This window comes from Paenibacillus mesophilus (assembly GCF_005938385.1).
GTDB classification, from domain to species: domain Bacteria; phylum Bacillota; class Bacilli; order Paenibacillales; family NBRC-103111; genus Paenibacillus_AB; species Paenibacillus_AB mesophilus.
Genome location: NZ_VCRA01000002.1, coordinates 286,027 through 304,866 on the forward strand (window position 1 = coordinate 286,027; position 18,840 = coordinate 304,866).

General features: G+C 54.7%; 18 protein-coding genes, 1 pseudogene and 1 riboswitch. Of the genes and pseudogenes, 14 read left to right on the forward strand and 5 right to left on the reverse strand.

Annotation, left to right across the window (positions count from 1 at the left end; genetic code table 11):
- Positions 1-11 precede the first annotated feature (11 nt).
- The 8 genes from FE783_RS04010 (at position 12) to FE783_RS04045 (ending at position 6,817) form a co-directional block, all read left to right on the forward strand.
- A complete protein-coding gene (locus FE783_RS04010) occupies positions 12-1,169 on the forward strand; it encodes an ROK family transcriptional regulator (protein ID WP_138878036.1) in 1,158 nt (385 codons plus the stop codon).
- Positions 1,141-1,557, forward strand: coding sequence for a YdcF family protein (locus tag FE783_RS04015; RefSeq protein WP_138878037.1), 417 nt, complete (start codon positions 1,141-1,143; stop codon positions 1,555-1,557). Before FE783_RS04010 ends, FE783_RS04015 begins: the two co-directional genes overlap by 29 nt.
- Positions 1,554-2,315: a Cof-type HAD-IIB family hydrolase gene (locus tag FE783_RS04020; protein ID WP_138878038.1), complete on the forward strand. Its 762-nt coding sequence runs from the start codon at positions 1,554-1,556 to the stop codon at positions 2,313-2,315. Before FE783_RS04015 ends, FE783_RS04020 begins: the two co-directional genes overlap by 4 nt.
- Before the next feature lie 134 nt (positions 2,316-2,449).
- Positions 2,450-3,025 carry a phosphate propanoyltransferase gene (locus FE783_RS04025; RefSeq protein ID WP_138878039.1) on the forward strand — a complete coding sequence of 192 codons (576 nt, stop codon included), beginning with the start codon at positions 2,450-2,452 and terminating at the stop codon, positions 3,023-3,025.
- A 152-nt stretch (positions 3,026-3,177) separates the two neighbouring features.
- Positions 3,178-4,683 carry a tRNA (N6-isopentenyl adenosine(37)-C2)-methylthiotransferase MiaB gene (miaB, locus tag FE783_RS04030; protein ID WP_420799706.1) on the forward strand — a complete coding sequence of 502 codons (1,506 nt, stop codon included), beginning with the start codon at positions 3,178-3,180 and terminating at the stop codon, positions 4,681-4,683.
- Between the two features lie 43 nt (positions 4,684-4,726).
- The gene (locus tag FE783_RS04035; RefSeq protein ID WP_420799712.1) at positions 4,727-5,212 is read left to right on the forward strand and encodes a YlbF/YmcA family competence regulator; all 486 of its coding nucleotides are present in this window, start codon (positions 4,727-4,729) and stop codon (positions 5,210-5,212) included.
- Between the two features lie 188 nt (positions 5,213-5,400).
- A complete protein-coding gene (locus FE783_RS04040; RefSeq protein WP_158301604.1) occupies positions 5,401-6,288 on the forward strand; it encodes a diacylglycerol/lipid kinase family protein in 888 nt (295 codons plus the stop codon).
- A gap of 31 nt (positions 6,289-6,319) precedes the next feature.
- Positions 6,320-6,817 carry a low molecular weight protein-tyrosine-phosphatase gene (locus tag FE783_RS04045; RefSeq protein ID WP_138878042.1) on the forward strand — a complete coding sequence of 166 codons (498 nt, stop codon included), beginning with the start codon at positions 6,320-6,322 and terminating at the stop codon, positions 6,815-6,817.
- A 52-nt stretch (positions 6,818-6,869) separates the two neighbouring features.
- Here the strand turns inward: FE783_RS04045 and FE783_RS04050 are convergent, their stop codons facing one another.
- On the reverse strand, positions 6,870-8,279 hold the full coding sequence (locus FE783_RS04050; protein ID WP_138878043.1) for a hypothetical protein: 1,410 nt from the start codon (positions 8,277-8,279) through the stop codon (positions 6,870-6,872).
- Between the two features lie 262 nt (positions 8,280-8,541).
- Between FE783_RS04050 and FE783_RS04055 the strand changes: the two are divergent.
- Positions 8,542-9,306, forward strand: a pseudogene (locus FE783_RS04055) (DUF2087 domain-containing protein); the annotation flags it as partial.
- A gap of 468 nt (positions 9,307-9,774) precedes the next feature.
- Entirely contained in the window at positions 9,775-11,283 is a 1,509-nt protein-coding gene (locus FE783_RS04060; protein ID WP_138878045.1) for an FAD-dependent oxidoreductase, read from the forward strand.
- A gap of 66 nt (positions 11,284-11,349) precedes the next feature.
- On the opposite strand, the gene FE783_RS04065 is transcribed toward FE783_RS04060, so the two are convergent.
- From FE783_RS04065 to FE783_RS04080, 4 genes are all read right to left on the reverse strand, one after another.
- On the reverse strand, positions 11,350-11,664 hold the full coding sequence (locus FE783_RS04065) for a DMT family transporter (RefSeq protein ID WP_138878046.1): 315 nt from the start codon (positions 11,662-11,664) through the stop codon (positions 11,350-11,352).
- Between the two features lie 2 nt (positions 11,665-11,666).
- Positions 11,667-12,005: a DMT family transporter gene (locus FE783_RS04070; RefSeq protein ID WP_138878047.1), complete on the reverse strand. Its 339-nt coding sequence runs from the start codon at positions 12,003-12,005 to the stop codon at positions 11,667-11,669.
- 89 nt (positions 12,006-12,094) lie between these two features.
- Positions 12,095-12,199: riboswitch (guanidine-I (ykkC/yxkD leader) on the reverse strand.
- A 57-nt stretch (positions 12,200-12,256) separates the two neighbouring features.
- A complete protein-coding gene (locus FE783_RS04075; RefSeq protein WP_138878048.1) occupies positions 12,257-13,696 on the reverse strand; it encodes an NAD-dependent malic enzyme in 1,440 nt (479 codons plus the stop codon).
- 34 nt (positions 13,697-13,730) lie between these two features.
- Entirely contained in the window at positions 13,731-15,011 is a 1,281-nt protein-coding gene (locus FE783_RS04080) for a cation:dicarboxylate symporter family transporter (RefSeq protein ID WP_138878049.1), read from the reverse strand.
- Positions 15,012-15,254: 243 nt separating this feature from the next.
- On the opposite strand from FE783_RS04080, the gene FE783_RS04085 reads away from it, so the two are divergent.
- The 4 genes from FE783_RS04085 (at position 15,255) to FE783_RS04100 (ending at position 18,817) form a co-directional block, all read left to right on the forward strand.
- Positions 15,255-16,535, forward strand: coding sequence for an ATP-binding protein (locus FE783_RS04085; RefSeq protein ID WP_138878050.1), 1,281 nt, complete (start codon positions 15,255-15,257; stop codon positions 16,533-16,535).
- A gap of 6 nt (positions 16,536-16,541) precedes the next feature.
- The gene (locus FE783_RS04090) at positions 16,542-17,471 is read left to right on the forward strand and encodes a DNA-binding domain-containing protein (protein ID WP_138878051.1); all 930 of its coding nucleotides are present in this window, start codon (positions 16,542-16,544) and stop codon (positions 17,469-17,471) included.
- Positions 17,472-17,789: 318 nt separating this feature from the next.
- Positions 17,790-18,320, forward strand: coding sequence for a mismatch-specific DNA-glycosylase (locus FE783_RS04095; RefSeq protein WP_138878052.1), 531 nt, complete (start codon positions 17,790-17,792; stop codon positions 18,318-18,320).
- The gene (locus FE783_RS04100) at positions 18,317-18,817 is read left to right on the forward strand and encodes a metallophosphoesterase family protein (RefSeq protein ID WP_138878053.1); all 501 of its coding nucleotides are present in this window, start codon (positions 18,317-18,319) and stop codon (positions 18,815-18,817) included. The genes FE783_RS04095 and FE783_RS04100 overlap by 4 nt, the downstream gene beginning before the upstream one ends.
- The last annotated feature ends 23 nt before the right edge of the window (positions 18,818-18,840 follow it).

Here is an 18,840-nt window from a genome sequence, read left to right on the forward strand (position 1 = left end):
CGGAGGACACTATGCAGGCAAATAAACCGACAAGCAATAAATTATTGAAATCGATCAACCAGCAAAAAGTGCTTCGTTTGATTTATACGGACGGGCCGATCTCCCGGGTGGAGCTTGCGGAGAAAACCGGGCTGACGCAGCAGACGATTACGAACATTGTGAACCGGCTGCTGCAGGACGATATCGTCCTGGAAATGACGCCGACGGCAAGCAGCGGCGGGCGTAAGCCGGTACCGCTCGTCATCGATGGAAGCAGCATGTATGCGATCGGAGTCGAGGTTGCGGTCGAATATGTGCGCGGCTCCTTGATGGATTTTCAGAATAAGCGGATCTATGAAGTAACGAAGCGGAAGAACGGGAACGAAGGCTATCCGTTAAGATACATTATCGGAGCGGTCGACGAGCTGCTGCAGCATGTCCCCGACAGAAGCCGGTTGAAAGGAATCGGCTGCAGCATTCAAGGTCTTGTCGATTCGAGACAAGGGACTGTGATCTATTCCCCGGGACTCGGGTTTCGCAATTATCCGCTCAGAGACCGGCTGGAGGAAGCGTACGGTTTGCCGGTATTGCTGGAAAATGACGTTAATTTGCTGGCTCTCGTGGAAAATTTAAAGGGAACGCTCGCCGCTTCGCAAAACAATATTACGATTAAGCTCGACTACGGTATCGGCGGCGCTATCGTTGCCAACAACCAGCTCTGTGCAGGCGCCAACCACGTGGCGGGCGAGTTCGGCCACTACAAGGTGGAGACCGGAGAGCAAGCGCTTAAGTGCCATTGCGGCGCGAAAGGATGCCTGACGACGATCGCTTCGATCAGCGGTTTGCGGCGTTCGAGCTGGACACTGGAAAATCTGCGGGCCGGCGTATCGGAACAAGAACCCGAAGCGAAGGCTAAGTTCAAGCAAATCGTCGATGCGATAGGGATCGCACTCGGTAATGTCATTACATTTCTGAATCCGGAGCATGTACTGTTAACCGGAGCTCTAGTGGATGAGCTGAAGGAATTGCTGGTCCCCGAATTGAAAGAAAGGATCCGAAGCAACGTTCCGGAAACATGCAGAGGAGTCGAACTCGTATGTCTCCCGGCGACGCCTAATGAATCCATTTCAGCAGCCGGGTTAGTTATAAACGAATTTTTCGATGTACCGCTGGAACAGCTGTCTCTCTGAACACGGTGAGGACGTTATGGTGAGCCGCGGTATTCGCGAAGAGCGGCTCTTATTGGAGCAAAAGTCGCGAAACACGGTGCACAACATCGTCAATTGCAAAATATTGATGAATGAACACGGCATGGAAACTTGCTTGCTTGTCTCCAATTCCTTTCATATCCGGCGAATGAAGTACATTATGAGTGATCTGGGCATATCGGCTTCATTTTATGCGATCCGCGATTTCATGCAGCTTGTCAGGCAGTGGCGTATTACGTTTCAAGAAATTCGCGCATTCCGCCTGACGCTGCCTTGGCTTGCGAAGGCTCGGCAGCTGGCCCCGGGCGAAATGATGGGAGCGGCGGCCAAGGCGGGCGGCGGCCATTACGAAAGGAGTGCAAAAGCATGACGGCTTATCGATTGCTCGCTCTGGATATGGACGGCACTTTATTAACCGACAACAAACAAATTACGGAAGAGGCGCGTCATTGGATTCGGTTGGCGGAGGAAGCGGGAGTCAAAGTCATTTTCGCCACCGGCCGCGGCATGCAGACAGCGGGATCGTTCTGGAACGAGCTCGGCTTGCAATCCCCGATGGTGCTGCTGAACGGGGCGGAAATATGGGAAGGGCCCGGCCGGCTTCACGAAAGAGTGTACATAAGCAGAGACGATATCCGCAGACTTCACCGGTTGGCGGTGGAGGCGGGAGCGTCCTTCTGGGGTTACAGCGTCGAAAGCATGACGAACGGCCGCCATTGGAACGAGGAGATGTTCGACCGGGATTGGATGAAATTCGGCATACGCCATGACGACCTTGCCGTAATCGGCGGGCTGCGCGATGAAGTTCGGAGCTGGGGATGTCTGGAAATAACCCGGTCCGCAGACATCAACATGGAAATATCGCCATTAGGCATCAGCAAGCTATCGGGTGTCAAAAAAGTGTGCGCTCTGCTCGGGATCACGATGGACGAAGTTATGGCTGTCGGCGATCATCATAATGACATCAAGCTGATTCGTTCGGCCGGCCTCGGCATCGCGATGGGCAATGCGGACGAAGCGGTTAAGCTTGCCGCCCGCGGGGTGACGGATACGAACGAGCGGAACGGAGTGGCCAAAGCGATACAGAAATATTTGTTTCAACTGGATCCGGAGAAGCACGCCGGATAACCGGTTTCAAGCGGTACATCGTTCGATTCCAAGCGGAAGTCTGCGGAATCGAACTTTTTTTGTTTGTAGGTTATAATTGGAGTAGAGTCAAACTGAACATACATACACCGAGCAATCGGAAAGGGAGCGAGACCATGAACAACAAATCCGTACCGGTCGGCGTATCCGCGCGCCACATCCATCTAACCGAAGAGCACATCGCCGTTCTGTTCGGCCCGAGCTATCCATTGAACGTATTGAAGCCGCTCTCGCAGCCCGGTCAATTCGCAGCCGCAGAGACGGTAGCGGTAATCGGGCCGAAAGGCAAATTCGATAAAGTACGTATTTTGGGTCCGGCCCGGAAAGCGTCGCAGCTTGAAATATCGAAAACCGATTCGTTTCAGCTGGGCGTCCATCCGCCGGTAAGAGAATCGGGCAATATCAACGATACGCCGGGGATTACGGTCAAAGGCCCAGCGGGAGAAGTCGTGCTGGAGCGGGGCGTCATCATCGCGGCCCGGCATATCCACTTTCATACGAAGGAAGCGGCCGAATGGGGAATTACGGATAAACAGCTCCTTCGCGTACGTGTGGAAGGCGAGCGGCCGCTCGTCTTCGAGAACGTGATCGCCCGCGTGTCCGACCAGTTCGCGCTGGACATGCATATCGATACGGACGAGGCGAATGCGGCTGGCATCGCAACCGGCGACACCGCCGTCATTTTGGACTAGCAGTTGAATCGGCTCCATCGGTGTCGGAATTTTGTCCGTTTCGGGAGCAATTCCATCATTTTGATGCAGCCGACGATTCATTTTTTTTGTCAGGCGGGGAGGTTCGATGCTATAATGAAGAAATGACCGAACGCGGAAAGGAAGTGCAGCGAATGAAAAAAGAATTGCCTATTATGGATGAGAAGCAGGCGAAGTCCGACAAGGACTTTTCGATATATTTCCAACCGCCTTCCTTGAAGGATGCGAAAAAACGCGGCAAAGAGGACATTGCCGTCCACTACGAATCGGCCATACCGGATGAGATGAAGACAATCGGCCTAGGGAAGCGGTACTTCATCCGCACTTACGGCTGCCAAATGAACGAGCACGATACCGAAGTGATGATGGGCATGCTGGAGCTGATGGGCTTCGAGTCGACGGAAGACAAGCTGGACGCCGACATCATTTTGCTTAATACTTGCGCCATTCGGGAGAACGCCGAGGACAAAGTGTTCGGCGAGCTCGGGCATCTGAAGACGCTGAAGCAGGAGAAGCCGGGTCTCATTCTCGGCGTCTGCGGCTGCATGTCTCAGGAGGAGTCCGTAGTCAACCGGATCATGCAGAAGCATGCGTTCGTCGATATTATTTTCGGAACGCACAACATTCACCGTCTTCCGATGCTGCTGAAGGAAGCGTATTACAGCAAAGAGATGGTCGTCGAGGTGTGGTCCAAGGAAGGCGACATCATCGAGAATTTGCCCAAAAAGCGCGAAGGCATGAAAGCATGGGTCAACATCATGTACGGATGCGACAAGTTTTGCACGTACTGCATCGTGCCGTATACGCGCGGGAAAGAACGAAGCCGGCGTCCGCAGGACGTGCTGGCGGAAATTCGCGATCTGGCCCGTCAAGGCTTCAAGGAAATTACGCTGCTCGGCCAAAACGTGAACGCCTACGGCAAAGATTTTACCGATCTTACTTATACGTTCGGAGATTTGATGGACGACGTGCGCAAGATCGACATCCCGCGCATCCGGTTTACGACGTCCCATCCGCGGGATTTTGACGATCATCTGATCGAAGTGTTGGCCAAACGGGGCAATTTGGTGGAGCATATCCATTTGCCGGTTCAATCGGGCAGCACGGAAGTGTTGAAGCGGATGAGCCGGAAATATTCGCGCGAGCATTATTTGGAGCTTGTGAACAAAATCCGGCATGCGATTCCTGACGTCATGCTTACGACCGACATCATCGTCGGATTCCCGGGGGAGACGGAGGAGCAGTTCCAGGAAACGTTGTCGCTCGTCCGCGAAGTCCGCTACGACTCGGCCTATACGTTCAGCTATTCGCCGCGTGACGGCACACCTGCAGCCTCCATGGACGATAACGTGCCGGAAGAGGTCAAGAAAGACCGTTTGAAGCGGTTGAACGATCTGATGACGCAGATCGGCCGGGAGCAAAATGAGCTGCTGCGCGGTCAGACGGTCGAAGTTCTCGTCGAGGGCGAGAGCAAGACGAACCCCGACGTGCTGTCCGGAAGGACGAGAACGAACAAGCTGGTGTTGTTCCAAGGACCGAAGGAACTGGCCGGCCAGTTTGTCCACGTAACGATTACGGAGCCGCAGACATGGGTGCTTAAAGGCCAGCTCGTAACTTCCCAGCCGGCCAAAGTGGTATAAGGGTACGAAGCAAAGAGACGAATCGCGTAGGAGTGAATCAATGATGGCAGGCCAACACGGATCGCATGCCCACGATCATGAGCATGGACACGATTGCGATACGCATCGCAACATGGAGAAATTTACGGCGACGGAACTGATCGTCCGGGCCGACATTATGGATAAAGCGAAAGAGCTCGCAGCGTTAATATCTACGTCCGACGAAGTGCGGTTTTATCAAAAAGCCGAGAAGCAAGTGCAGGGCAACGGCGAGATCCAGGACTTGATCAAGCTGATTAAAAAGCGGCAAAAAGAAGCCGTTGCGTTCGAGAAGTTTCAAAACGAGAAAATGATAACGAAGATCAACGGCGAAATCGAAGAGCTGCAGGACAAGCTCGACGGTTATCCGATCGTAACCCAATTCAAGCAAGCCCAGGAAGATATCAACTACTTGCTGCAGCTGGTGATCGGCGTCATCCGCGATACCGTATCGGATAAAATCCAGGTGGAAGATGCCGCTGTTGAAGCCGAAAGCAATTGCAGCGACTGACAAGCGGATAAAATACGGAGTGACCTGAACGGATAGGAAGGTGTACAATGTTTTACGATGGCGATCGTCGTAGGACATTGTATTTTTTTTATATTGGGGGCTCCCCCAAAAGTAATTCGAATAAGCGGCGTAGCATAACGTCACTTCTGGGGGATTTTGGGGAATTATTGGCGAAGGGGCGTCCGGGTATGATATGGTTTGTTATTAACCGCGGTTCCGGAAACGGCAGAGGCCAGGCGATCTGGCGGCAAGTGGAGCAATCGCTGCGTGATCGGGGTGTAGTGTACGGCTGCAAATATACCGAACGTCAAGGCCATGCAAGGGAGCTGGCGCTTGAGCTTGCCGGGCAGCCGGATACGGCGGCGGTAGTAGCCGTAGGAGGAGACGGTACGGTGCACGAGGTAGCAGGCGGTCTGGCGGGCACTTCCGTTCCTCTCGGTTGTATCCCGGCAGGTTCGGGTAACGACTATGCTCGCAGCGTATCGATTCCGCAAGGTTGGGAAGCCGCGCTGGAACGGGTGCTGGAGCTGAAGAGCAGCCCGATCGATGCGGGACTGCTAGGCGGCAAAGTGTTCGCCATTTCGTGCGGAATCGGCTTCGACGGGGAAGTCGCCAAAATGACGAACCGGTCGTGGTATAAGCGGTGGCTGAACCGACTCGGAGCCGGCAGCTTGTCCTATGTCGTGTCCGTCCTTCGGCTGCTCGTGACGTACCGGCCGTGTGACGTCCATTTGACAGTCGACGGGTTGGAGCGGTCTTACAAGAAAGTATGGCTGATCGCCGTCGCCAATATGCCCTACTACGGAGGCGGAATGAAAATTTGTCCGAATGCCCGGCATGACGACGGAATTTTGCACATGTGCGTGGTGGAAAATATAGGGCGCTTCGATTTCCTCCGATTTTTTCCTCGGGTGTTTCAGGGAACCCATGTCGAGCATCCGGCAGTCCATATGCTGTCGGGAAGCAAGATCCGGATAGAAGGATCGGCACCGATGACGATACACACCGACGGCGAATATGGCGGGGAAACCCCGACGGACATTGTCGTGCATCGAAACCGGCTGCACGTATTGTAAATAAAAATCGTAAATAGAGCGAGGTTGAACGATGATTCGGGTGCTTTTCGTTTGTTTGGGCAATATTTGCCGTTCTCCGATGGCCGAAGCGGTGATGCGCAGCAAAGTAAAGGAGGCCGGACTGGACGGTCGGATCGGCATCGATTCGGCTGGGACCGGCGACTGGCATATCGGGAAAGCTCCGCACGAAGGAACGCGCAAGCTGCTGGACGAGAAGCGGATATCGTGGGAAGGTATTACGGCGCGGCAAGTAGCGAAGGAAGATTTGAAGAAGTTTGATTACATCGTGGCGATGGATAGCAGTAATATGACTCATTTGCAGGGAATGGCCGAGGAGCTCGGTTTGTCGGACGTCCGCAAAGCGAACGATGCCAAGCCGAAGCTGTGCCGGCTGCTTGATTTCGTGCCGGAAGAGCAGCCGGGCGACGTCCCGGACCCTTATTATACCGGTAATTTCCAGGAAACGTACCGTCTTGTCGATGCAGGCTGCGACGCCTTGTTGGAGCGTATTAAGCATCAATTGGTCTAGCGAGTCCTTATAAAAGTCGGAAGCCCCGGCGACGGGCCGGAACTTCTCGGCTTCATATCAGAAACATCGCAACGATCGTCGTAACGGCAAGGCCGATGACGACCGGCTTTACATTGCGCCTAGCCAGCTCGAACGGGTCGATGCCGCAAATGGCGGCGGCCGGGATGAGCGCCCACGGCACGAGCGTACCGCCGCCGACCCAGATGGCGGCAATTTGCCCGAGCGCGGTCAAGGTGGCGATGCCCGAGCCGATCGCGGCCGCAAACAGATGAGCGATCGAACCGGCGAGCGAGATGCCGGAGAAACCGGACCCGTCAAGCCCGGTAATGGCGCCGACGGTCGTTAGCGTTACGGCACTGACGCCTGTGTTGATCGGTACGGTTTGCGCAAGAGCGAGACCGAGGTCGTTTACGATGCCGTGCGAGTTTTCCGGAAGCACTTTGCCGAAAATATCGGTGAAAGCGGAGTCTCCGAGATAGAAAAAGGCGGCGATCGGAATAACCGGTCCGAATACTTTGAAGCCGAACAAGAAGCCTTCGATCAAGTAGGAGGTGGCCTTCTCCAGCCCGGCGCCGCGGTGAGCCAGAAGCGAAAGCGCAATCATAATGATCAGGGCGGTGCCGCCGATTAAGGCGGTCGCGTCGCCGCCCTGGAGGTCGAGACGGAACATGGCGACAATATCGAGCGCGAACAGAAGCGGAATGACGATCGCAGACGTCTTCTTGACAGCGGGAGATAATAGGACTCCGGACTTTTGCTGCGAATGGTCCGTTTCCGCCGGAGCGATAGCTGTTCGTCCCGTGTCCATCGTCAGTTTGCCGGACTGCATATCGCGCTTCATATACCAGTAGGCGACGGCTGTCGTGACGACACCCATTACGATAACAAGAGGAACGCTGGCTGAAATAACGTCGGAAACCGGGATGCCTGCCGCATCCGCAGTCAGCTTCGGTGCGCCCTGGATAACGAAATCGCCGGATAGGGCGATCCCGTGTCCGAACAAGTTCATCGCCGCCGCAACACCGAGCGCAGGCAAACCTGCACGCAAGGCGACCGGAAGCAGCACGGCGCCTACTAGGGCGACGGCCGGCGACGGCCAGAAAAACCACGATATGACCATCATCACGATCCCGATGATCCAGAAGGCGAGAGCGGGGGAGCGGATCAGCCGCGCAACCGGGGAAATCATCACTTCATTTATTCCCGTGCCGATCAACAGCTTGCTTAGGGCGACGATCAAGGAAATGACGAGAATGGTCCCGATCAATTCTTTAATGGCATAAATGAATCCGGAAAAGACGCCGCCGACGGAGCTGCTGACCGAATGAGTAGCCAACAAGCCGAGTGCCAGTATGCCGACGATGCACACGATCGTCGTATCGCGCCGCATGACCATGAAGCCGATGATCAGCATGACGAAAGCGAGATAAACCCAGTGCAGCGACAAGAGCGAGACGTCCATATAGGTACACCTCCGAGTAAGGAACTTTAACAGAATTATCGACCTGACTGACGAACCGGGGCTTTGCGGACCGGTAAGTCTCGGTCGTCAGAGAGCAGAAACGTTATTCCGTTAAAGTTCCTAGGGTTTGCAATCGAACCGTACTGTAGTGTATGCGGGGCCGGAAAATGTGTGTTAGCGGACAGGGTATTTGCTTATTTGACGATTTGGAAACAAAGTGTTATTATGTCTATAAATATATAGACGAAACGGAATGATGTTTGTGAATAAAATGACGGAGCTGTTGTGGGAAGCGAATATCGAAGAGATGAAGAAAGGGTACTTGTTCGAGCCGGATTCCGCGCAATTCGTCTGCCTCGTTTGCGGCGAACGGTTCGAGAAAGGGATCGTCTACCCTAAAGGAACGCTGCTGTATGAAGCGGAACGAGCGGCAGCCGTTCATCTGGCCGATGAGCACGGCTCGATGTTCGATTATCTGCTGCAGCTGGACAAGAAGCTGACCGGGTTGTCCGACCTGCAGAAGCAGCTGCTGCGTATGTTCCACGACGGAATGAGCGACAAAGAAATCGTTAGCGAAATGAACGGGGGCAGCGCCTCCACGATCCGCAACCACCGGTTCATGCTCAGGGAGAAAGAGAAGCAGGCCAAGCTATTCCTCGTTCTCATGGAGCTGTTGAACGAGAAAAAAACGTCCAAGCCGAAGCCGGACTTTATGCCGGTTCAACGAACAGCGCCTCGGGATGGCGAACGGTACGCCGTAACCGTGGATGAACGGCAGACCATTTTGAATCAATATTTCCCCGATGGGCCTGACGGCGGGCTGAGCGAATTCCCGCGCAAGGAAAAGCGGAAGCGCGTCATATTGGACCACATGATGAACCGCTTCGAGCCGGAGCGCCTTTACTCGGAGAAAGAAGTCAACGAGATCATCAAGCAGGTGTTCGAAGACTATGTAACGATCCGCCGGTATTTGATCGAATTCGGTTATTTGAGCCGGCGCGATGACGGAAGCGAGTATTGGGTGAAAGATTCGGCCAATGTCCCGCAGAAGCACGAGGAAGCCAAGGCGGGAGTATTCCGGCTGGTGAATACGGTTAACGGGAAAATGTTGGTAGAATCGACGCCAAACATGTACGGCGCTTGGAACCGGATCCGGTTCGGTCTTCAGACCGGCTTGCTCGACAATCCGGAATTGCAAAAAGATTGGAACGACTACGGGGAAGACAAGTTCGTCTTCGAAGTGCTCGATACATGGAGTCCGGAGGAGGGCGCCGAGCCGAATTCGAAGGAAAGACGGTTGCAGCTGAAGGAAATGGAAAATCGGCGGCTCGAGCAGCTGCAGCCATACGGGGAGCGGGGCTACAATGTACCGCCTGCCTCCAAGGAGAAGTCCCGGTGACGAATCGGGGCTTTTTCGTACGAAAAAGGATGATTATGAAACGAAACTTGTTCTATTTCGTCTATTATAGGGACAAACTGTTCCTAAGGGGGAATTATGAAAAAGTATTTGTACGGAATCATAGGGTTGGTATTATGGATTGGTTTGCTAACCGCCTGCAAGGAGCGGGAGGCGGAAGTCCGCAAGCCTGTTTCGGATCCGACTAAACCGGATGTCGTCGTCATCGGGTCGGAGATCGAAGGGATGTATTTGGCCCGAGCGGCGGCTGACGAAGGTCTGGCCGTTCTGGTGATCGATCCGCGGGAACAGCCGGGGGGGCAGCTTATTCAAGGCGAGATGCTGTTTTTGGACGAGCCGTCCGCGGAAGGAGGCAAGTCGCTTCTTCAGGGCAGAGTCAAGCAGCTGTTTACCGCATACAAGAAAGGCGATATTCGCAAGCCGGCGCAGTTCCAACAATATTACCGCACGCTGACCGACGGAATCCCGATCGTATCGGGAGCTTCCATAACGAATGTGGAAATCGCCACCGACGCCGCAGCGTCCAAGAAAAGCATCCGTTCCGTCTCTTACCGGACGAAGGACGGTCAGCAAAAAACGATAACGGCCCGTTATTGGGTGGAAAATACTGATTTTGCCGCATTGACGAGCCGGCTTGGTCTGAAACGGATACCCGGGATCGAAACCGTATTCCCCTCCTCGCGGGAGAAAGACTATATGGCGGCATCGCTAATGATGAAATTCCGCGGAGTCGATTGGGATAAGTTCCGGAAAGAAGTCGGGAAGCTCGGCAAGAAAGAACTCGAAGAAAAATACGGAGCGGAGACGACCGTCACCGATACGTTCACGTGGGGCTTCGGCAACGTCGGAGCGAGATACTCCCCGAGCAGCAAGGAGCTGTTTCTACGCGGACTGAATACGATCAATCAGGGAGACGGGGAAGTGCTGATCAATGCTCTTCTCGTATACGGCGTCAATCCGTCCGATGATGAGAGCGTACGAAAGGCTGTCGAGAACGGCAAGCGGGAGACGGAACGAATCCTTCCCCATCTCCGGTCGGAGCTGCCAGGCTGGGAGAACGCGGAATTGAACGGATTCCCGAATTATTTATATATCCGCGATTACGACCGGTACGAGACCGAATACGTGCTCCAAGCGACCGATCTGATGAGCGGCAGTACATATTGGGACGATGTAAGCATAGCCGGCTATCCTCTCGATCTGCAGGGAACGTTGGAGCACACGTGGGGCGAGCGGAAGGGCGTTCCCGACAAATATGGGATGCCTCTGCGCTCCTTCATCCCGAAAGGCTATTCGAACGTATTCGTGGCCGGCAAAAACGTGGGCGCCTCCGCCGTCGCTTACGGCAGCGCCCGGATACAGCCGAATACTTCGCTTGCCGGGGAAGTAATCGGCATTATGCTCGCCAGAACGGCGAACGAACGCGGCTTGAGCGAAGTGACGGAGAAGGAAATGAAAGAGCTGCATCGATACATCGAGAAAAAGTACGACATTCGAATTAGCGGAGTGAAAGGGAAAAACAAAATCGCGAAATTGTCCGAGGAGGAGAAGCGTCAGTTCAACGAAGGAAAGCTGACGCTGCCTTAACCCGGCTTCGCGCATATCCAGCTGCAGGCTGCCGATGATGACAAGATTTGGGCGGCCCGCCGCCCTTCACGCCATCAGTTTCAATCCGACGGCGGCGCAGAGCACCATCGAGATAAACAAAATACGTTTCCATTCCTTCGATTCCCCATAGACGATCATGCCGAGAAGCGCACTGCCGACGGTGCCGATCCCGGTCCATACGGCGTAGGCGGTTCCCATCGAGATCGTCTTCATCGCATAAGACAGGAAGAAGAAGCTGAGAATGAAGCCGATGATTAGGGTAGAATAGGAAGCCACGGTTTTGGAACGGTTAACTTTATTAATGCCGGACACGCCGACGACTTCGAAGCAGCCGGCCAATACGAGCGAAATCCAATCCATCTTTACTGCACCTCCTTCGATCCATGTTCCTTCGTGATCGTTTTCAGTCCGACGACACCGGCCAGCAGCAGCATAATGAGCAGCAGCTTGCCGATCTTGAACGGCTCGCCGAAGACGACCATTTCCATCACGACCGTTCCTGCCGTACCGATTCCGGTAAATACGGCATACGTCGTACCGATGGGAAGACGCTTGGAGGCCCGGATCAGCAAATCCATGCTGATGAGGATGGCCACAATGGTTCCGATCCAAGTGAGCGTGTCATAAGCGTGTTTCAATCCGCTGACCCAAGCGATTTCGAACAGCCCGGCAACGAATACGAGCATCCAATTCCGATTCATCGTATAACCCTCTCTTTCGTTCTCATGTTCTGCATTTCCCGTAAGTTCTAAACAACAGAAAAAGCCCGGGCGATATCATCGAAATGATATCCTCCCGGGCTTTTGTCCCTCCGTGTCCGCAGAAATACGGTTCTGCGCGTTTTCTCTCGGACCTGGCCGATCGTCATGATCGCGGAACCCTAGAAAACAAGTCCCCATCATCATAGGCGATGGGCAACGCCTAGTCAAGCGAACGAATGTTCGTTATCGTCTTACTGATCGCTCTCATTGTCCTGCATATCCGGAGGCGATTTGCGCGCCGCACCCGTCGAGAAAGCTGCACGGACAACCGCTTTGCGCACGTTTTCGACGACTTTCTGGTTGAACACGCTCGGTATGATGTACGTGTCGCTCAGCTCCTCGTCGCCCACGACATCGGCGATCGCCCGCGCGGCGGCCAGCTTCATCGCCTCGTTGATTTCCCGCGCCCGGCAGTCGAGCGCTCCGCGGAACATGCCGGGGAAGCAGAGGACGTTATTGATCTGGTTCGGCTTGTCGGACCTGCCGGTCGCCATAATTCGCACGTAAGGCTTCGCCAGCTCCGGATCGATCTCCGGCGTCGGGTTCGCCATCGCGAATACGATCGGGTCCGCCGCCATCTTTCGGACATCGTCCACGGTCAAAATTCCGGGAGCGGACAAACCGATAAATACGTCGGCTCCGGCGATCACATCGGACAACCGGCCGCTCTCGTCGTTCGGGTTCGTCATCCGCGCATATTCGTTCCAATGCGGATGGTCATAACGGACGCCGCGACGGATCGCACCTTCGCGATCGACACCGATCAAGTTGCGCACGCCGGCGGAAAGTAATATTTTACTGCAGGCGATGCCGGCGGCGCCGATGCCGGTAACGACAACTTTAATTTCCTCCAGCCGTTTGCCGGTCACCTTCAGCGCATTCAGCAGACCGGCGAGTATGACTACGGCCGTTCCGTGCTGATCGTCGTGAAAGACCGGGATGTCCAGCTCTTCCTTGAGGCGCTGCTCGATTTCGAAGCAGCGGGGCGACGAGATGTCTTCCAGGTTGATGCCGCCGAAGGCGGGAGCGACCGCTTTCACGATCCGTACAATTTCATCGGGATCTTTCGTATCCAGGCAGAGCGGGAACGCATCGACACCGGCCATCTCCTTGAATAGCATCGCTTTCCCTTCCATGACCGGCATCGCGGCGGCCGGGCCGATATCGCCGAGTCCGAGAACGGCCGTTCCGTCGGAAATGACGGCGACCATGTTCCGCTTGATCGTCAGCGAGTATGCTTTGTCGGGTGCTTCGGCGATGGCGTTGCATACCCGGGCGACTCCCGGCGTATAGACCCGAGACAAGTCGTCGCGGTTTTTTACCGGGGTTTTCGATTGAATTTCGATTTTGCCTCCGAGATGGACTAGGAACGTGCGGTCGGACTCGTGTACGACGCGGACGCCGCTTATTTGATCGAGCGTTTCGCCGATTTGCATGCTGTGGCGGTGATCCGTCACGTTGACGGTGACGTCGCGGATCGTCTGGCTCCGGTTGGAGGAGATGACGTCGATGCCGACGATATCGCCGCCCGCTCCTTCGATGACGGATGCGATATCGCCGAAGGATGCCTCGTCTTTATTCAACTGCAGTCTGAATACGATCGTCGTTCCGGAGATGCTTTCGATAGCCATATTGTCCATTGCCTCCCAAATGTTTTGAGCGCGTTTACGCCGCTTCTGCCTTGCTGTCGTTCCGTACCGATTTTAAATAGCTTCTTGCGCCCTTCGAGTCGTACTGACCTTCCCATTTCGACATAACGATTGCCGCAAGCGAATTGCCCAGCACGTTGACTACGGTGCGCGCCATGTCGAGCAGTCGGTCGATGCCGGCGATAAAAGCCAATCCTTCCAACGGCAGGCCGACCGATCCCAGCGTAGCGAGCAGGACGACGAAGGAGACGCCGGGAACGCCTGCGATGCCCTTCGATGTGAGCATCAATACGAGCATCAAAGTGATTTGCGTCGAAATCGGCAAATGGATGCCATACATTTGCGCGATGAAGATCGCTGCAAGCGCCTGATACAGCGTCGAGCCGTCCAGATTGAACGAGTACCCGGTCGGAATGACGAAGGAGGTGACGGCTTTCGGACACCCGAACTTCTCCATCTTTTCCATCAGCTTCGGCATGACCGATTCCGAGCTGGCCGTCGAGTAGGCGAGCACAAGCTCGTCCTTCAAAATCATGATGATCGAGAAAATGCTCGTCCCGGCCATTCTCGCGACCAAACCGAGAACGACGATGATGAAAAAAGCCATCGCGCCGTAAACGGTGAGCACCAGCTTGCCGAGCGGCAGCAGCGAGGACAGTCCGAACTTCGATACCGTCACCCCGATAAGCGCGAATACGCCGAACGGCGCGAACCGCATAATTTGATTCGTCACCCAGAACATCGCGTCGGCGACTCCTTGGAAGAAGGCGATGACCGGTTTCCCTCTTTCGCCGATGGCGGCAACGCCGAGACCGAATAGGACGGAGAAGAAAATTACGGCCAGCATGTCGCCCTTTACGAACGCTTCGAACACATTTTTGGGCACAATATTGACGAACGTGTCCGCGAAGCTGTGACTGGCGGACGTTTCGGCGGTACCGACATAGGTGGAGATGTCGGTTTTCGTAAGATGATCCATATCGACGCCGGCTCCCGGTTGGAAAACGTTGGCGAACAAAAGTCCGATCACGATCGCAATCGTCGTGATCACTTCGAAATAGAGCAGCGTCTTGCCGCCCAGCTTGCCCAGCCGCTTCATATCGCCGACACCGGCGACTCCGACGATGAGCGAAGCGACGACGATCGGAACGACAATCATTTTGATCAACCGAATAAATACGTCGCCGATTGGCTGAAGATAAGTAGAGACCGCCGGATTGCCGTAGAATATCGCTCCGGCCGCAATGCCCAGCACGAGCCCGATCACGATTTGCAGCGCCAAACCGAATTTTTTCATTGGGTTCACCTCTGGAATAGATTAGGAAAATAAAGCGCTTTCTTAGCCGCGGAAAATGTCGTAGACTGATCATATATTCGCTCCTACGGGATTCTACTGAATTCTACAAGTTGGTTTAAAAAATATTTACAAGTTGATGGAGCAATGGCGCATAAGGAGCGGGTATAGTAGAATAATTGCGTTCGTGACGAAAAAGCTACGCTGGCATGCCCGGTACGTGAAGTCAAGTGGGAGGGAATTTCTTTGAAGCACGGAATTGCCGCTTTGGTATTGTTGGCCATAGCCGTACCGCTCGCCGGCGAATTCAAGTTTTTTCCTTTCCGCAACGAATATCGCGTCAGCCTAGCTCCGCCGGTGCTGTTTTTCTTTCTGCTATGGATGCGCCGCATTCCCCCGATCGTCTCGGGTTTGACGGCCGGCGTCTCGGTCGCGTTGTTCCGAAGCGTATTGGACCTGGCTTACGGCGATGCTGCCGGATTCGGCGCGGCATTCGGACAGCATTATCCGGCCTTTTTCTATTATGTCGCTTACGCGATGTTGTTTCAGCTGACCGGAATAAACCGGCTGCATCACCGTCCGCTATTGGTCGGCCTCTTGGGCATCGTCGTAGAGCTCGGTGCGGGGGTGACGGAGCTTGTATTCCGTGTGCCGGGGGCGGAGAGGACGTTGTCGGTATCGAGTGTAAACGAGGTTTTGCTGATCGCCGTTTTCCGCAGCTTCTTCGTGCTCGGGTTCTTCAATCTGCTCAAGCTCCGGGAAGTGCAGCTTACGGAACGTCAGCGGCGCATGCAGGTGGAGCATATGATGATGCTGACCTCGAATTTGTACGTGGAAGCGGTCCAGCTGCAGAAAACGATGGCGAATGCGGAGGCGATTACCCGTGACTGTTACATCCTGTATCAGGAGTATAAGGAACGACCGGAAGCGTGCGACAGCGACAAAATGGCGGCGGCCGTCCTAAAGCTCGCCGGACAAATCCACGAGATCAAAAAAGATAACCAGCGTATTTATGCCGGTTTGTCGCATATCATTTCCGGCGAAAGCGTAACCGATTATATGAATGCCAAGGAGATCGGCGAGCTGATCGTGAAGGCGAACCGCAAATACGCCGGCATGCTGGACAAGCGGATCGATATCCGTCTGCATATCGAAGGCGACCATCCGCCGTATCATATTTACACGGTGCTCTCTTTACTGAACAATCTGGTTGCCAACGCGGTGGAGGCGATCGCAGACATTGGCGAAATATCGATCGCCATGGAAAGAAAGGACGATTTCGTCGAGTTTCGGGTGACGGATAACGGACCGGGTGTAGCCGCTTCGCGGATGAAGGTCATTTTCCAGCCCGGCTTCACTACCAAATTCGACAGCTTCGGCAAGCCTTCGACGGGCATCGGGCTTCCTTATGTGAAGCAAACGGTGGAGAGCCTGAACGGAACGATCCGGATCCGGAATCGGGAAGCCGGAACGGGATGCACGTTCGAGCTGCTGCTGCCGGTTGAGCAAATCGCAGATAAAGGATGAAGGAACATGCGTTTTTTTATTGTGGATGACGATGAAGCGGTTCGGTCGATGCTCGCCTATTTGATCGAGGAGGAAGAACTTGGCAGCGTAGTTGGCGAGGCCGAGGACGGCTTCGGAGTCGATGCGGGAATGCTTGCCATGAAGGCGGTGGACGTGCTGCTGATCGACCTGCTGATGCCGATCCGGGACGGAATCGAGACGGTTCGTTCGCTGAAAGGCGGGTTCGGCGGGAAAATCATTATGATCTCCCAGGTGGAGTCGAAGGAAATGATCGGCGCGGCATACGAGATGGGAATCGAATATTACATCACGAAACCGATCAATCGGCTTGAGGTTATATCGATCTTCCGCAAGGTGTCGGAGAAACGGAAGCTGGAGCTCTCGATACGGGAAATCGAACGGTCGCTCAGCGGACTGGGCATATCGCGTTCCGAACGGCCGCCGGAGCAGACCCGATCGGCGAGAAGCATCGCGGGCCCGGGCAACGTACTGTTGTCCGAGCTCGGCATGATCGGCGAAGCGGGCTGCAAGGATTTGCTCGGGATGCTTGAAGCGCTGGAGGGTATGGAACAAACGACTGCGGCGGATTGGCGCTTCCCTCCGCTTCAGGAGCTGTTCGCCCAAACGGCCGCGAGCAAGCTCGGACCGGACGCCGGGCCGGATGCACTGCGCAAGGAAATCAAAGCGGCCGAACAGCGGGTGCGGCGGTCGGTCGGACAAGCGCTGAACCATCTCGCCTCGCTCGGACTTACCGATTATGCGAACCCGAAATTCGAAAATTACGCTTCTAAGTTTTTCGAGTTCTCGGAAGTGCGCAAAAAAATGCGGGAGCTCGAAACAGGCACCGGCTCCGACAATAGCGGCGTTCGATTGAATGTGAAAAAATTCGTGCAGGTGCTTTATTTGGAAGCGAAGCAGATGCTGGGTCCGCAGTAAAGCATTGCGGGCCGAATGGGTTCCGCACTTGTTGAGAAAGTCAAAAAGAGAATGGAACGTCTAAAAGAGGTTGGGGAGATGTGCGGAAAGCGAAGCGGTTGACTTTAAAATCGAGTTGTATCCGCTGCGAGTATATGAAAACAACTCGATTTTAACGGATGTGGAGCGCATTCCCCAACCTCTTGCCTTTCAGCGCTACCTCTTTTTGCGCACTTTCTCAACAACCTCAGGACCCGAAAGGGTCCCTTATCGTTTTGTCAATGTGGTATAATGGAATGACATTTATCGGACGGCAAAGCCGGACGAGGAGGAGGCGTCATGAATCCGATTCCCGATCATCTCGATTACGGCTTGGCCGTCTTGTTTATCGGCTATAACCCGAGCGTGCGTTCCGGCGAGACCGGCCACCATTACGCCAATCCGAGCAACCGGTTCTGGAAAATCATTCACGAAGCGGGACTCACTTCGCGGAAATATAAACCCGAGGAAGACGGCGATTTGCTGAAGCTCGGTTACGGCTTCACCAATATCGTCTCCCGACCGACCAAGATGGCTGCGGAAATTACGAAGGAAGAATACAAGTCAGGCCGTTTGCGGTTAATGGACACGATCGCGACCTATCGTCCGAAGGTCGCCTGCTTCGTCGGCAAAGGCGTATACGAGCAATACAGCGGAAGAAGCGGCATCGACTGGGGCGAGCAGCCGGACCCGGTCGTTCCGGGAGTCGTGGAATTCGTCGCACCTTCCTCGAGCGGGCTTGTCCGGATGCCGACCGGAGAGATAACGGAAATATTCCGGCGTTTGACGAAATATACGACAGATCAATTACGAAAGAGTGAGCTAGGATGATCATCGGAGTCGTATCGGATACTCACCTGTCGACACGGGCGCGCAAGCTGCCATCCGTTCTTATGGAAGGACTTCGCCATGCCGACGTCATTATTCATGCCGGAGACTGGTTTACGACCGACGTTTACGAGGAATTGTCGGCATTGGCGCCTGTTGTCGGTGTAGCCGGCAATGGCGACGGCGACGACATCATCAACCGTTTCGGCATGAAGCGGACGGTCGAATACGAGGGAGTTCGAATCGGAATCGTGCATGGACACGAAGGTCCGGACAGGTCGACACCGGAAAGGGCCCGGCTCGCTTTCCGCGACGATCCGCAGGACCTGATTGTATTCGGCCATTCGCATATTCCGCTGCTGGAGAAAATCGGCGATACCGTACTGTTCAATCCGGGCTCGCCTACGGACAAAAGACGACAGCTGAAATATTCGTTCGGCATTGTCACGGCAAGGAACGGGACGTTTGAAGCCGAGCACCGCTATTATGATTGGTCATAATGCACAGCATGGGAGGGGCACAT

Bases quoted from the DNA above. Each gene is read 5' to 3' on its own strand.
- FE783_RS04080 (WP_138878049.1), bottom strand. From the start codon at position 15,011: ATGAAAAAATTCGGTTTGGCGCTGCAAATCGTGATCGGGCTCGTGCTG.
- FE783_RS04010 (WP_138878036.1), top strand. From the start codon at position 12: ATGCAGGCAAATAAACCGACAAGCAATAAATTATTGAAATCGATCAAC.
- miaB (WP_420799706.1), top strand. From the start codon at position 3,178: ATGAAAAAAGAATTGCCTATTATGGATGAGAAGCAGGCGAAGTCCGAC.
- FE783_RS04090 (WP_138878051.1), top strand. From the start codon at position 16,542: ATGCGTTTTTTTATTGTGGATGACGATGAAGCGGTTCGGTCGATGCTC.
- FE783_RS04025 (WP_138878039.1), top strand. From the start codon at position 2,450: ATGAACAACAAATCCGTACCGGTCGGCGTATCCGCGCGCCACATCCAT.
- FE783_RS04075 (WP_138878048.1), bottom strand. From the start codon at position 13,696: ATGGCTATCGAAAGCATCTCCGGAACGACGATCGTATTCAGACTGCAG.
- FE783_RS04035 (WP_420799712.1), top strand. From the start codon at position 4,727: ATGGCAGGCCAACACGGATCGCATGCCCACGATCATGAGCATGGACAC.
- FE783_RS04020 (WP_138878038.1), top strand. From the start codon at position 1,554: ATGACGGCTTATCGATTGCTCGCTCTGGATATGGACGGCACTTTATTA.
- FE783_RS04065 (WP_138878046.1), bottom strand. From the start codon at position 11,664: ATGGATTGGATTTCGCTCGTATTGGCCGGCTGCTTCGAAGTCGTCGGC.
- FE783_RS04095 (WP_138878052.1), top strand. From the start codon at position 17,790: ATGAATCCGATTCCCGATCATCTCGATTACGGCTTGGCCGTCTTGTTT.
- FE783_RS04040 (WP_158301604.1), top strand. From the start codon at position 5,401: ATGATATGGTTTGTTATTAACCGCGGTTCCGGAAACGGCAGAGGCCAG.
- FE783_RS04045 (WP_138878042.1), top strand. From the start codon at position 6,320: ATGATTCGGGTGCTTTTCGTTTGTTTGGGCAATATTTGCCGTTCTCCG.
- FE783_RS04015 (WP_138878037.1), top strand. From the start codon at position 1,141: ATGTACCGCTGGAACAGCTGTCTCTCTGAACACGGTGAGGACGTTATG.
- FE783_RS04060 (WP_138878045.1), top strand. From the start codon at position 9,775: ATGAAAAAGTATTTGTACGGAATCATAGGGTTGGTATTATGGATTGGT.
- FE783_RS04070 (WP_138878047.1), bottom strand. From the start codon at position 12,005: ATGAATCGGAATTGGATGCTCGTATTCGTTGCCGGGCTGTTCGAAATC.
- FE783_RS04100 (WP_138878053.1), top strand. From the start codon at position 18,317: ATGATCATCGGAGTCGTATCGGATACTCACCTGTCGACACGGGCGCGC.
- FE783_RS04050 (WP_138878043.1), bottom strand. From the start codon at position 8,279: ATGGACGTCTCGCTCTTGTCGCTGCACTGGGTTTATCTCGCTTTCGTC.